Genomic DNA, 12611 nt, shown 5'->3' on the forward strand with positions numbered 1-12611 from the left:
TCCACCCAGGTCGAGGTGTGCTTCCTGGCCGCGCTCGAGGCCGAGGGCCTGCTCGAGGTCATCGACGCCCGGGACACCGCACAGCTGCGCGAAGCGCTGCTGTCCGGGCATCCCGAGCAGATCGAGCGAGCCGTCGACGGAGGCCAGGTCCCGCTCCTGCTCGCGGTCTCCGACAACGGGCCCCAGATGCGGTCCCACTCGACCCGGGAGTTCCTCGCCGGCGTGCACATCGCCCAGCACTTCGGCCGCCCGCACACCCCGACCGACCAGGCCTGGATCGAGACCCTGTTCGGGCACGTCAAGGGCGAGTGGCCCCACCTGGAGAAGATCGTCGATCCCGGCGATCTCGAAGCCGAGCTCGACCACGTCCGCGAGCAATACAACAGCGTCCGCCTTCACGCCTCGATCGGCTACGTCACACCCGACGACGAACACGAAGGCCGCGGCGACGCCATCAGGAAGGCCCGCCGAGACGGACTCGACCAGGCCCGCCAAGAACGCCTCGACCACCACCGACGGAGTCGAGGACAATGAACAACACAACCACGAGCACGACACCAACGCTGATGGCTATTGATCAGCCCGGATGCCGAATTAACTCAGACACACCTCAATCCGCGCCCAGCGCCAGGCCACCCTCGACGCCGCCCACGCCACCCACCCGCACCGATTCGGCAACCGCCGAACCCAGGCACCCAAACTGCCCCAGGCCGCCTGGATCAACCAACCCTCACCGGAGGCCCTCATACAGACCGCGTAACGACACGTGTCTCAGACTGCTTGACATCTTCCGGGGCAGGGCAGCTACGAGACCGTGTCGGGAGCCGATGGGAGTGTCGAGCCGTGAGCAACTCGGATGCGGAGCAGGAACTGTGGAACGCCGCGTGGGTCCACGTCAGTGAGCAGGACAGGCAGCGCGGACCCTGGGTCAGCCCGCGCAGGGGCGAGATGCCCGAGCCGCCATGGCCGGCGACTGACAACCCCGTGCTGCGGGCGCTGCTCGACCAGGCCCGACGGAACCTCCAGGTCGACGGGGTCGAGGCCGTGCTGATCCACCTTGCGACGCACTCGTGGTTCGAGGGCGGGATCGAGGGCTACGACCGCGGCCAGCGCGACGCGCGCGGGGAGCTCGCCGACTGACCGCTGTTGTGCGACAGCCGGATTCGACTCACTGTTCGGCGAGCATCCGACGTCGGCCATCAACAACTTCTGCAACGCAGAGGCTGACTACAGCTTGATCTGCGTGCAGATGTCGCCCTTCGGCATTGGGGTCGCAGATCGACGAAGCGCGGCCGTCGCGAGGTCAGTCGTCGTCGTTTCTCTTGTCCAGGTTGATACGGACGGTCCCAAGGTGCAGTGCCGGCAAGCCCATCCGCGACGTCATGCTGGCGACGAGCTCACGAACGTACGGATGCAAGGTCAACAGGCCGGTCGTCTGAGCAAACGCATCGAGTTCTTCATCCGCGAACTCTTCGGGTGCGTCCTCATGAATCTCGTATAGCGCCGCCAGCTGGATCTTCAGGTATGCAATGACCTCGTCAGCGTCCGAGCCCTCCTCAGCGTGCGCGTCGGTGTCGCCCTGGCGCAGCGTGACGTCATAGGAACCGTCTACCAGCAGAGCCGTGCTCTGATCGTTCGACTCCTGAACTTCCACCACGGAATCGAACGAGTAGCTGAGAGCGTGGCCCTTGACCGGGACCCGCTCCAACGTCAAGTCGAGGTGGAAGAGACGAACGTCGACCAGGTCCGCGCTGGCTGCTACTCGAGCTGCGAGGTTGCGGAGCTCATTGAGGTCGACCATCGTCAGCAGACGGCTTGCAGCCAACGGTCCCGGTGCGCAACCTGAGTCTGCCAACCCGATGCCCGCCTACTGGGGGCATTGCGGTTCACGAAGGAGTGCCGGGTCTCGCCGGTGAAGCGGTAGGTGTCAGTCGGCACCTGCTCCAAGCGCGGTCGGACGTCCCAGACGAGGGCAGAATCAACGGCGCGCGCGTATCGCAGGATGGTGGAGAGGCGCGGGTCACTACCCTCGTTCTCGAATCCGGAGATCGTGGGCTGCTTGACCCCCATGCGGGCAGCGACATCCTTCTGCGTCATGCCCAGGTGGCGGCGCATCCGCACCAGCGCATCGACGAGCTGGTTGCGCGTCTGAGCGTCATCGAAGGCGGCGCGAACCTCGTCATCAGCCAGCTCCTCAGCGAGGAACTTCTCGAACGAGGCCATCTGGTCGTGGGCGGTCATGAGTGTCTCCCAAGCAGTTGATCGAGCATCAGCGGTGCTCGCATCGGTTGTAGCCGATATTCTAGGCACAGGTCCCGAGTTGTAAAGGCCAATCTCAACAATCGACCGCCGTCAGCCGTAGCTTGCCCTGCGACTCCTCGCTCGTTCGAGGTCGTCCCTCTCGGTCTTGTTCTGGTTCTTGTAGAAGCAGGTCAGGCCGACGCACACCTCGCCTTCGATGAAGAAGAGCACGCGGTAGTGGTTGTTGCCGGCGCGGTGGCGGATCTCCTTGATGCCACCGCCGAGGTCCTTCACGTCCTTGAAGCGCGACTCCCCTTGCAGGAAGCGGCGGATGAGCGCGAGCAACTCACCCCGAACGGGCTTGGGCAGGTCCTTGAACTCTTCCAGCGCCCTGGAGCGGCGACCCGGATCGTTCGGCCACCAAACCCAGTCTCGGTACATGGCCTTCCTTGCGCGAGACACGCCTTGCCCCCCAGACGACCCCTCGGTCGGTTCTTGCGCTCCGTCTCCCCCCGAGCGCGAGGTCCTGCCACGAGCCACATGCACCACCAGTTTGGTCAGACGGACAGCCACGTCGTTTGAAGGGTAGCCGCCACCCCGGACAGTTTGGCCGGGTCACGGCAGACTCTTGCCGTCCCGCTAGTTGGTCGACTTATTGGGCACCAAGGAGTGCGGGCCAATCAAACCGACGTGCACCTTTCCTGTCGCCCCTCCAGTGTCGTCGTGGAAGTAGATCCGCGGAGCCAGGGGACCGCCACCCTCGGACACCTTCAGATGAGCCAGCATAGTGATCTCGCCTGCGGGGTCGACCGCGGGATCGACCTTGAAGACACGAGCACGACGCAACTTCTCGTTGTTCTGAACCGTCTCTCCTTCTGTCATCGCGAGCTTCTTCGGTGTCGCCGGCCAACCGAGAAGAGGCCCGGACGCGCACCACTCCCAGAACCCGCCGTTGTCCCAACCTCCCGCCCTGTCCTGCGCGTAGGCCGCCAGAGCTCGCAAACCACCCCAGGTGCGGTTCCCCCAGGCAAACGCGGTCGGTGCCGTGTCGACGTCCTCAAGTTCTCGGATGGCGGAGTCGGGAACAGCGAGCCATTGAGACAGGTAGGTCTGGGCTGCCAGAGCGGCCTCCGACGCATCCTGCACCTCGTCAGGAATCGAGGTTCCTGGCTCGTGCTCAGTACCCCACAGCAGGTCGGTCAGTCCCTGCGCGACCAACTCCTCTTTCAAGCGCGCTAGGTGCCCGTTGGCGTGCGCGAGTTCCTTCTCGACCTCGCTTCGCTCCTCGAGCGCCAGGTCCATGGCGAACTCCCACTGCTCACGTTCTTCCTCCAAGCGCTCTGCCGGGACCGTGCTGCCCTCGGCCTGCGCCGGAAGGCCGGCCTGCTCGCTGAATACGGCGAACACCTCAGGGACCCGACGCCGCGTCGACAGTTGCGCGACCGAATACACGATGCGGTCGATGGTCGGCTGGGGCGCGTCCTCAAGACGCTGGTGCAGGAAGTACCGATGACGCCAGCCGTCGGACTCAGCGACCACCGTTCCTGGGGCATAGATCCTGATGCCACCGCCCCAGATCGCCAAACGATCGATTGCCCGCCGAAACTCGGTCACGGCTGCCCAGTCCAAGGTGACGACAAGCGCCACGCCTTCGGTGCGCGTTGCGATCTTGGTGGCTCGGTCGAGCCATTCGCCCTTGTGGGCACCCGGAGGCTCGGAACAGACGATCACCGGAAGGGTCCGGTGAGGGTCCGCCAACAGGTCCGTGAGGATGGTGATGCCATTTGCCGGGAGCGCCTGAGCCGCGGTCAGAACAGGGCTGCCATTCAGGCAAGGCTTGTCGGCAGCCGTCAGCAAGTCGTGCACGATCCGAGGACGGCCAACGGACACACGCTTGGTCACATCGTCGGATTGCATGGCGTTCTCGACGAGTGCGTGGACACGGCCGTCGTGCGCGACGATACGGATCGTGGTCGTCCAATCGGTGTCATCCCCGGGGCTTTGGTCCGCCACTGTCACTTCGAAAGCGGCGGGTTCGACTCTGCGAAGAAGCGCTGTGCGATCTCGTCCCGCGACCGATAGGTGAGTCTGGCCTTCGCTCAGCGGGTCAGGGGTTGTGGATGCTTGGATCCAGGAGGCAACCTGCTCTAGCTGCGCCTCGACCGCCTCTTCCGCGTTCCCATTCACCTTGTCCGACCAGATGGCTCTGTACAGAACGCTCATCTTGACTCCCCTCGAACGATTGGCCGGATCAGAGGTCCCGCCCGACGACTACTCCACTCAATACCCTGCAGCATTCGACTGCCGAGTGCACTGCGGACAGCGTCGCAGAAGAGTCCGACAGCCGCTGACGCCAACAACATCCCGGTGGGCCAATGGTCCTCTGATCACGACGAGGACCCCCTGGGCGGGCTTCAGGGCTGAGCGTCGCCGGCCCGCCTCACCTATCCGACGGCCTGCCGCGCGTTCGAGGCGGGCAACGACATGGCCCACGAGGGCGTCGACGCGGGGCCGCACGATCTGGTCGTAGACGTCGTTGACACCGGTCACACCCCAGAAGCTGGCCCTGATGTCGTCAGCCTCGGCTCGGGAGTAGTGGCTGTGGCGAAGGCTCAGGTGCGCCCGCCGCAACTCGGGCGTCCAGCCGCGCTGCTCGAGCTCGCCGACCTTGATGGTCTTGGTGGGCGACTTGTCGGTCATAGGGACTCTCCGGTGATCACGAGGGGCGGGCCCCCTCTCTCGAGGTGTCACCCGGGGCGGGCGTCAGCCCGGCCGCACGGGCCACGTGCCGCGTCGCCCGCTCCGCGGCACGCTGTCGGTGGTCAGCGATTGAGTGGAGCACGTACCCGCCCCATCGACACCGGGCCCAGCTATCGGGAGGCACCAGATGAGCAAGATCTCTCTAGAGGAGCAGGAGCGGCGGCCCAGGCGGCACGCCAGTTCAGCCACTCGACGCGGATGTCAGGCGGCCGCGTGCCGCCGTCGGCCGAGGCCAGCATCGCGGCTTACGTCCGCGGTGAGATCGACGAGGCCGAGATGCTGCGGCGGGCCCGGGCCGATTACGGACTCCCCGCCGAGCACAACACGAGCGAGTGCCCCGCCAGCGGCCAAAGTGTCGGCCGGATGGTCGAGATCCCCGGTTCTGACGAATGGAAGATCACCTGCCCCGAGTGCGGTGCCTGGTGGCACGGCGGCGGGGTTCTCCTTCCCAAGCACTGAAGGCTTTCGCTGAGCACCGCTGCAAGTCACGCCCCACATGCCGGCTTAGGGTGCGTCCCAGACGTGGGGTTGATCCAGTCCGCCGCCGATCCACTGATCGAGCTGCTTGAGGTCCTCGGTGATCTCGTCCTGGAGAGCCATCCGGATCAGGGGCAGCCAGCAGTTGGTCCACACCAATTCGTGGCCGGCGGGGTCCGGGCAGACGAGGATCGTCAGGATGCGAAGGTCGAGGAGGACTTGATCCAGACCCACGGTCGTCCAAGGGATCGCCTGGACCAGGCGGCGCACGGCGTACGTCACTGCGGTGCGGATGAACGCCTCAACCAGCCCAGCCCGCCGGTCGGCCTCCGCGCGGGCCAACCCGCCCTTCCGAGAGGTGGGACCCCAGCCGTGCGAAGTGGCGCGCGAGATCTTGAGTGCGCGCCAGACATGCGTCGCCAGCTCCGAACTGACGTCCTCGAGGCTCTCGGCCAGTTTGTCCTTCAAACCGTCGACCTCTTGAAGTGCCACGACCAGCGCGGCCAGGACATCACACCAGAAGTGATCCCCGAGCCGCCGCTGAACACGTTGACGAGCGGCCTTGGTACCGCCGCTGTCGCGCACAGCCTTGTCTAGAACCACGGCCCCGACTTCGCTGAGTCTGGCGGCCAGGCGCTCGATGCGGACGCGTTCGGAGCTGTTGTCGACCAGCCACTGCACCAGCCACTCCGTGCGCACGTACTCGGCCGAGCCGTGGGTTTGCCTGTTCTGCAGTTTCTTCAGCGGCGTGCTCGCGATCGTGCGGGGTGAGACCTTCGCGCGTCGATCACGCTGCGTCTGGGTCAGGTTCAGGACAACCTTGCGCGCAGCGCGCCTTGCATCGTCCCACTCGCCGACGAGGGTCGTCACCTCCGCAGTGCGGACCCCGATCCGATGCCGCGCGCCGGCGTCAGCCCAGGCAATCCGCCGGAGCCCGTGCCTCGAGCCACCACATCCACACTCGCATGGCGTGTGCGCTACGGCGCTTTGGCAGCTTGCTCCTGAACAGCTCGGTTCACCGTTGGTCATGCCCATCCCCCTTGGATCGATGCAATAGACCTCCACGGTGCCACCGAGCGGGTTGACCCGCATCCGCACGAATCAAACGGTGAATTTGAGCCCGTCAGCCGAAGAAGCGCCCGAGGCGAGCCCTAACCACCTCGATGTCCCGCGCTCGGTCGCGCACGATCCGCTTGGACTTGACCTCGAACGCGGACTTCTGGACCACGACTAGGCGCACCCCGTGTTCGGGGATCACTCGACGCTTTCGTTCGTCGTAGATCCTTCGCTGCTCGCCGCGGCCGACGCCGGAAACTGTCTGGCGTCGGTCGAAGAACGGTGACGACTGAGAGTGTTGCTCCTCCTGGAACTCGACAGCAAGGGCGAGCTCCGCCCAGTACCCGTCAACTGGCAGCTTCGTGCCTCGCGGCCGCGAGGGTGACGGGTCGCCGCGGAGCCAGTCGAAGGTCGCCTGGCGTCGAGCGGCTATCCCTAGGACCTCATCGCAGAGATCGAGCACGTAGTACTCGTCCGAGGTAGTGCGCCCAGTCATCTGGTGAGTGTGACATCGCCATCGGGCCGGTGGCGGGCCGAACGTCCCTCCAGCAGCGTCAGGCTGCCGAGGGCCCGCCGTCCAGTGCCTCGAGATGAGCCGTCCGGTACGCCTTCACGACGGCGTTGGGGATCTGACCGCGGTCCGCGATCTCGTACCCCTCGGCCTTGGCCCAGGCGCGGATCTCCGCGCGCTCCTCCGGAGTGCTCACCGGGACCTTCCGAGGCGTGGCCGGCCTTGCCGTCATCGGCCCCAGCTTGCGGCCCCGCGCGATGTACGGCGCGAGGACCTCGTCGAGCTTGGCCCGCTCCCCCGCGGTCAGGTCGAGTTCCATGACCCGCCCTTCAGCCCAAGCAGGGTCGTCTCGGCACCGGGCTCGCCGCTGAGGTCCGACTCGATGACCTGAATGTTCTTCGTGACCATTTGCTGCTCCTTGTGTCAGTTGTCTAGGCAGCCCGACTGCTCGAACACGGAGACGAGCCCCTCCTTGACCTGCTCGGGCGTCCCGCCGGGCCCGGCCGCCTTTTGCTCTGTCACCGCGAACTCCTCGTCGGTCTGACCGAGACACTCCGCCATCTCCGCAGTGGTCATGGAGTCGAGCTTGGTCCGGATCTCGGTGCGCTTGGTGTCGACCGCCTGCTGCTCGTTCTCGCGCTTCGCGTCCGACTCCTCGCTGGCCCTGGCAGCGTCCGCGCACTGCTGGTCGAACTGCGACTTCGCCTCACCGGCGTCCTGGCGCGTGAACGTGTCCGGCTCGTCCCACTTGCTCGGGTTGGCGTCGTTGCTCGAGATCGTCACCGACGACTCGGTGAACGTGACCGTGTCGTCGCCCTCGAAGCGACCCTCTTCGAGCCACACGACGAGGTTGCGGTCGTCGTTGAGCTCCCCGACGCTCGTGCCGTTGTTCTCGCCCTCGCACTGAATCCGGGTGTAGGTCAACGAGTTCCCGTCGATGACGACACTGGTCAGGTCGTCCCCGTCCTCCGCGAAATACTCGCCGTTTCCCGTGGCTGCGTCGTCACCGCCGCAGCCGGCGAGGCCGATGCCGAGTGCGATCAGGAGCGATGCGCCAGCTGCTGCCCTGCCGGTGGTCGTCGTGGTCACGTGTCTCTCCCGAGTCGAGTTGAGGTTCGCCCCGGACCGGCCGCGTTCGCGAGACGGTCGGCTGTCCATCGGCTGCCCCCGCCCCGTCGATCACGCCCCCATGACGAGTCGATTGCGGCCAAAATAACCCGATAGGCGCTTTTGCGCCACTGTGCAATGAACGCGCCGTGGTGATCGTTGAGGGATGCCGACACCTGTCCCGGACTTGCGTGCACTGGGCATCGAGATCGCGAGACTCAGACACGAGCGGAACTTGTCCATCGACCGACTCGCCGAGGCGGCCGACGTCCACCGCAAGACCCTGATCCAGATCGAGGCAGGCCGCGTCGCAGCGCGCATCTCGACACTGCACGCCATCGCCCACGCACTGGGTGTGCCGCTAGGCGAACTCGTCGCGCCGGTGTGTGCCAGGCACCGCAAGTCCGCGCGCACACCAACCCCGATCGTCTAAGGGTGTTCACGTTCGGTCCGGTGCCTGGCGAGCCCTTGGTACTCAGACCTGCCGGTGAGATTGTCCGTCGAGCTCCTTCAGCACCAGGCCTGGATCCTCGATCAGACCAGCCAAGGCGCTGGCCCTGCGCGCCCACACCAGTGGCTCGTCGCCCTCCTCGAATGCTGCAGCGGACTCGTACTGGCGCTGGAGGTTGGTGGGCAGCCGAGCCGCCAGCGCAGCACCGAGCTTGCGGCCCTCCGCAGCACGCGGCGAGGACGGCAGCATGAATCGGGAGAACTTGCCGGTAGCCGGCACGAGGGTGACGGAGGCGGCCTCAAGTGTGGCGGCGGCGTCGCACACCCACTGGTCATCCCAGGCATTAGCGACCGGGACGGCCACACGCTGGACGGAGGCGATCGCGTCTCGACCGAGCGCGACGGAGAGCCCTCCGGGGTCCTCGTGGTAGTTGAGATAGCGAGCGATGTCGACTCCGTCAGGGCACACCTCAGCCAGGGCGACATCGCCGACGAAGTTGCTGGGATCGATGAGCCATCCATCCCGCACAACCACGGACGGTTTCAAGTGGACGCGATAGAGGTAGAACTGCGCGCCCGGGTCAGCCTGATCACAGATCCGCCTGAGCATGTTCTGGACCGCGGCCTCGTAGGTGCCGACGTGAAGCGCCTTGGCGCGCTGTCGGGCAGCCCAACTGACCACTGCACCGTCGCCACCCATCACCCTGCGGGTGTGCGGGGTGAGGACGGCGGCCGGGTCGAAATTGCGCGTGGGCCAGTCCGGCTGAGTGCTGGAGTGATACCAGGAGAACAGCGCAACACGACTGTCGTCCAGGGCTGGGTCGTCGGGATCGACTGTCACTCTGGGCGCATCCTCGTGCTCGCAGGTGAGGCCGCAGCTGGGGCATTCCTCTTTACGTTCCCGCCATCGATCGAGCCAGTCGAGGCCGACGACGAACCGCTGTCTACAGTTCCCGCAGAGCATGTGACGATCACGACCAAAGTCGACGGGCCGCTCCGTGACGTCGCTCCCGTCCGCGAGCGGTTGAGAGCGCATCTAGCTGGTGTACGACACGACGCGAAACCGGGGGCCCAACGCGGGTTCAGTGAGGTGTTTGGCCATGTAGCTACTGTCGCACCAAGCACCGACAGGTCTGACGCTTGCTGTGACGGCGCGACGCACATGACGAACGGCGACAGAGGGAGCCACGGCTAGAGTCGCCACGTGGACGACGACGCACACGCAGAGTGGGTGCGTGCACTGCGCCTGCAGACCGATACCCGGGACGACGCGCAGACGTGGAGGCAGAAACGCACCTCGTTCGCTGTGTCGCTCGGCAAGCAGCTGACCGAAACGGTCTCCGGCAAAGTCGAGATCAGCAGCAGCCAGCCCGTTGTCTACGACGTCTGGCTCTCCTGGGGCGTCCTCTACGTCGGGCAGACGCTCAACGGCCGCCGTCGCTTGCGAGACCTCCCGATCGGGGAAAGCCACCACCTCAGCAACACGTTCCCGCCCGAGATCTGAGCGAAGGTCGGCGTAGTGGCCTGGCAGATGCTCCCGGGCGGCCAGGAGGCAGCTGACGGAGTGGGCGCAGCCCTGGTCGGGAAGTGCCTCGAGTACCTCTTGCAGCGGGACCGGAACCCGCTGGTGAATGCCGGCGCGCGGAACCGGGTCGGAGACTTCATGCCGGTCGACCACGCCAGCAGCCGATCCGTTGCTGCTCTGCGCTCAGGGGAGATCGCAGATCTGTACTCGGAGCTGAGAACCAGATGGGACCAGATCGACGCGGCGGCAGACCCGACTCAGTCACCCGACCCGGCGGTGCGGATCGTATTCCCCGGCAGCGAACGGTCGAACTGAGCGCAAATCTGGGAGTCCCACCGGCTTAGCTGCTGTCGACGATCGAGTATGTCGAGGCGTGACCGATGTCGGCCGTCACTCGTAGGATGCGGCGACACGCCCGACACAGCCCGAGGACATGTAGATGTACACACAGCCAGTGCTGATCATCCCGCCCGAGATCGAACTCGGCCTGGTCACCGGTGCGTTGAAGCTCTTTGGCGGCACCGTGCGGGAAGCCGACACCGGTCGGATCGTCAAGCACCTGAAGAGCGCCGTGCCCAGTTCCCAGCAGGTCGAACAGGCGGCCAGGAGGCTTAATCCGAAGATCGCCGTGCCTGTCGTCGCCGCCACGGTTGCGGTCGGCGGAGCAGCGACCTTCCTCGTGACGAAGAAGCGGGCCAAGGCAGTTCGCCTCGCGGCCGAGAGTCGCCCGGAGTCCGTCGCGGACTTCGAGTCGTCGCTGCGCGACTACGTCGAGGCGGGACGCACCGGCGCGCTGACGGCAGACATCGTCGACCGACTCATCACCGACCTCGATGCCCTCAAGGCCTTCTCCGACTCCGGCAACGACGTCAAGATCTCGCTCGACGAGCTGGTGCCTCTGTTCGACCTCGTCATCGCGCACACTCCGCGGCTGGCCGAGGCCTACGACGTCGACCTCCAGCCCATCACCGACCCAGACGAAGAGTCTTCCGACGGAGTGGTCGTGTCGCTGCGACGCCACCTCGAGGCGCAGAAGGCGATCCTGGCCGACGCAGCCTGACAGCCTCAGCGGAAGGGGGCGGACCCCCGAGGCGTCACCTCGAGCTGTGCGAAGTCGCCGCCCACCGTCTTGTACTTCAACATCAGGCGGATCGCCTCCTTGTCGGAGAAGCGCGTCTTCTCGACGTGGTCGTACTCGCGGAGACCGTGACGGTCGATCTGAGCCTCGGCTTCGTCGAGCGTCGCCGAGACGGGCTCCCAGATTCTGCCGTCGGGTAGCTGGAGCCACACGTGGGGGATGTCAAAGCCTTCGAGCCCCTGGCCTACCTGCCAGTGGCCGAACACCATCTCGGTCCCAGCGGGGACCTTCTGTTTCATCACGACGTAGCCCGTCAGCTCATAGCACCCCTTGATGCGCGTGGTGGGCTTGTGCCCCCAATACTCGACCGGGACACCCTCGAATGTGTACTCGGCTTCGGCCGCGTCGTTGAGCGCCTTGAAGGCGGCCTTCTTTGCCCGCTTGAGCCTCCGGTACTCGGGGCTGCTGCGCAGTGCTCCTCTGGCCAGGAGCTCGGCTTGTGCCTCCTCGATCCCCATGAGCCTCATGTACGCCATGGTCTGGGCGTTCATCTCCTCGTCGTCCAGCAGGCCGTCCGGCCGCTGAAGATCGCTCTGGTCGGTCATTCGTGCGCTCCCCTGTGTCGTGCACCACCCCTGCGACGCTGTTCTCGATCGTATTCAGCACATGGGGTCCCGCAACTGGAAGCGGGCGACCCAGTTCACGGGGGGTTCCACTCCTGGCGATCCGAGGCGATGATGGGACCGAGGAGCAGGAGGCACACACCATGACGATCCGCGTTGCACAGGACCAGGTCGACAACGCCCGGCTCCTCATCGCGCTCGACAAGGCGGAGGGCCGTGAGAGCGACGAATGGGTGATCCGCCTGGCGAACGCGAAGCCGGCTGGGCCAGTTGACCCGAGGGGTGCCGGCATGGGAGAAGTGACGCCGGGCAGCGCATCATCAAGAACCGCAACGGAGCCAGACGACTGACCTCCGGGGCGGCTCGCGCTGCGAGCCGGAGTCATCCGCCGTAGCGTGGCGGACTATGGGTGGGGACAGAGACCGGGGCGGCGTCTCGGCATGGCTGCTGCTGGCGTTGCTGGTGGCGGTGATCTGCTTGTTGGTCGGGAACCCGCTCAACTGACGTGCCGCCGCATGTCTCCTGCCACGGAGTGCTATGCGTCTGACTTAGATCGGCATCTGGCTGGGAAATCAGCCCACAGGTTGGCGGCGTGCCTGAGCGACCGGGAGGTCGGTGCAGGTGTCGAATCCGAAGATGAGCAGTACGAGCGGGGCGGGTCCGGTGGCCCGCAAACCGAAGCGGCATCTGCCGCCGAGCGAGAAGTACGAGTTGTGGGTCTCGGTGCTGACCGGGCAGGCCACCCAGAGCGAGGCGGCCAGCCGGTACAAGGTCGATCGGTCC

The 12611-nt window shown here is 65.9% G+C and carries 18 protein-coding genes; 7 read left to right on the forward strand and 11 right to left on the reverse strand.

Going from position 1 to position 12611, the window contains the following annotated elements:
• On the forward strand, positions 1 to 534 hold a 534-nt coding region (locus tag BN11_RS03085), incomplete at its 5' end, for an integrase core domain-containing protein (protein ID WP_048694324.1).
• Positions 535 to 843: 309 nt separating this feature from the next.
• A complete protein-coding gene (locus tag BN11_RS03090; protein WP_048694327.1) occupies positions 844 to 1140 on the forward strand; it encodes a hypothetical protein in 297 nt (98 codons plus the stop codon).
• Positions 1141 to 1303: 163 nt separating this feature from the next.
• On the opposite strand, the gene BN11_RS03095 is transcribed toward BN11_RS03090, so the two are convergent.
• The 5 genes from BN11_RS03095 to BN11_RS03115 all read right to left on the reverse strand — a co-directional run bounded on the left by BN11_RS03095 (position 1304) and on the right by BN11_RS03115 (position 4941).
• Complete coding sequence (locus BN11_RS03095) at positions 1304 to 1801, reverse strand: protein-export chaperone SecB (protein WP_048694330.1); 498 nt, start codon at positions 1799 to 1801, stop codon at positions 1304 to 1306.
• Between the two features lie 2 nt (positions 1802 to 1803).
• Entirely contained in the window at positions 1804 to 2241 is a 438-nt protein-coding gene (locus BN11_RS21210) for a helix-turn-helix domain-containing protein (protein ID WP_053083990.1), read from the reverse strand.
• A 111-nt stretch (positions 2242 to 2352) separates the two neighbouring features.
• A complete protein-coding gene (locus tag BN11_RS03105; RefSeq protein WP_048694334.1) occupies positions 2353 to 2682 on the reverse strand; it encodes a type II toxin-antitoxin system RelE/ParE family toxin in 330 nt (109 codons plus the stop codon).
• Positions 2683 to 2880: 198 nt separating this feature from the next.
• On the reverse strand, positions 2881 to 4464 hold the full coding sequence (locus BN11_RS03110) for a hypothetical protein (RefSeq protein WP_235435339.1): 1584 nt from the start codon (positions 4462 to 4464) through the stop codon (positions 2881 to 2883).
• A gap of 57 nt (positions 4465 to 4521) precedes the next feature.
• Positions 4522 to 4941 (reverse strand): hypothetical protein, encoded by a 420-nt coding sequence (locus BN11_RS03115; RefSeq protein WP_048694337.1) that lies wholly within the window; start codon positions 4939 to 4941, stop codon positions 4522 to 4524.
• A gap of 12 nt (positions 4942 to 4953) precedes the next feature.
• Here BN11_RS03115 and BN11_RS26015 point away from each other — a divergent pair, with 12 nt between their 5' ends.
• On the forward strand, positions 4954 to 5460 hold the full coding sequence (locus BN11_RS26015; RefSeq protein ID WP_407667959.1) for an antitoxin VbhA family protein: 507 nt from the start codon (positions 4954 to 4956) through the stop codon (positions 5458 to 5460).
• Between the two features lie 45 nt (positions 5461 to 5505).
• On the opposite strand, the gene BN11_RS03125 is transcribed toward BN11_RS26015, so the two are convergent.
• The 4 genes from BN11_RS03125 to BN11_RS03140 all read right to left on the reverse strand — a co-directional run bounded on the left by BN11_RS03125 (position 5506) and on the right by BN11_RS03140 (position 8134).
• Entirely contained in the window at positions 5506 to 6348 is an 843-nt protein-coding gene (locus BN11_RS03125; RefSeq protein ID WP_048694352.1) for a hypothetical protein, read from the reverse strand.
• A 253-nt stretch (positions 6349 to 6601) separates the two neighbouring features.
• Complete coding sequence (locus BN11_RS03130) at positions 6602 to 6997, reverse strand: hypothetical protein (protein WP_201329202.1); 396 nt, start codon at positions 6995 to 6997, stop codon at positions 6602 to 6604.
• A gap of 91 nt (positions 6998 to 7088) precedes the next feature.
• The gene (locus tag BN11_RS03135; protein WP_048694355.1) at positions 7089 to 7364 is read right to left on the reverse strand and encodes an Lsr2 family DNA-binding protein; all 276 of its coding nucleotides are present in this window, start codon (positions 7362 to 7364) and stop codon (positions 7089 to 7091) included.
• 104 nt (positions 7365 to 7468) lie between these two features.
• Positions 7469 to 8134 carry a hypothetical protein gene (locus BN11_RS03140; RefSeq protein WP_048694358.1) on the reverse strand — a complete coding sequence of 222 codons (666 nt, stop codon included), beginning with the start codon at positions 8132 to 8134 and terminating at the stop codon, positions 7469 to 7471.
• Between the two features lie 184 nt (positions 8135 to 8318).
• Between BN11_RS03140 and BN11_RS03145 the strand changes: the two genes are divergently transcribed.
• Positions 8319 to 8585 (forward strand): helix-turn-helix domain-containing protein, encoded by a 267-nt coding sequence (locus tag BN11_RS03145; protein WP_048694360.1) that lies wholly within the window; start codon positions 8319 to 8321, stop codon positions 8583 to 8585.
• A 42-nt stretch (positions 8586 to 8627) separates the two neighbouring features.
• On the opposite strand, the gene BN11_RS03150 is transcribed toward BN11_RS03145, so the two are convergent.
• Positions 8628 to 9443, reverse strand: a complete 816-nt coding sequence (locus BN11_RS03150; RefSeq protein ID WP_201329203.1) for a hypothetical protein — start codon at positions 9441 to 9443, stop codon at positions 8628 to 8630.
• Positions 9444 to 9806: 363 nt separating this feature from the next.
• On the opposite strand from BN11_RS03150, the gene BN11_RS03155 reads away from it, so the two are divergent.
• Positions 9807 to 10106 carry a hypothetical protein gene (locus tag BN11_RS03155; RefSeq protein ID WP_048694367.1) on the forward strand — a complete coding sequence of 100 codons (300 nt, stop codon included), beginning with the start codon at positions 9807 to 9809 and terminating at the stop codon, positions 10104 to 10106.
• A 460-nt stretch (positions 10107 to 10566) separates the two neighbouring features.
• Positions 10567 to 11187 (forward strand): hypothetical protein, encoded by a 621-nt coding sequence (locus BN11_RS03165; protein WP_157043952.1) that lies wholly within the window; start codon positions 10567 to 10569, stop codon positions 11185 to 11187.
• A 5-nt stretch (positions 11188 to 11192) separates the two neighbouring features.
• Here BN11_RS03165 and BN11_RS03170 read toward each other — a convergent pair whose 3' ends face one another.
• The gene (locus BN11_RS03170) at positions 11193 to 11810 is read right to left on the reverse strand and encodes a hypothetical protein (protein WP_048694376.1); all 618 of its coding nucleotides are present in this window, start codon (positions 11808 to 11810) and stop codon (positions 11193 to 11195) included.
• Positions 11811 to 11971: 161 nt separating this feature from the next.
• Between BN11_RS03170 and BN11_RS03175 the strand changes: the two genes are divergently transcribed.
• Positions 11972 to 12178 carry a hypothetical protein gene (locus tag BN11_RS03175; protein WP_048694379.1) on the forward strand — a complete coding sequence of 69 codons (207 nt, stop codon included), beginning with the start codon at positions 11972 to 11974 and terminating at the stop codon, positions 12176 to 12178.
• The last annotated feature ends 433 nt before the right edge of the window (positions 12179 to 12611 follow it).

Source organism: Nostocoides australiense Ben110 (assembly GCF_001050535.1).
Classification (GTDB): Bacteria; Actinomycetota; Actinomycetes; order Actinomycetales; family Dermatophilaceae; genus Nostocoides_A; species Nostocoides_A australiense.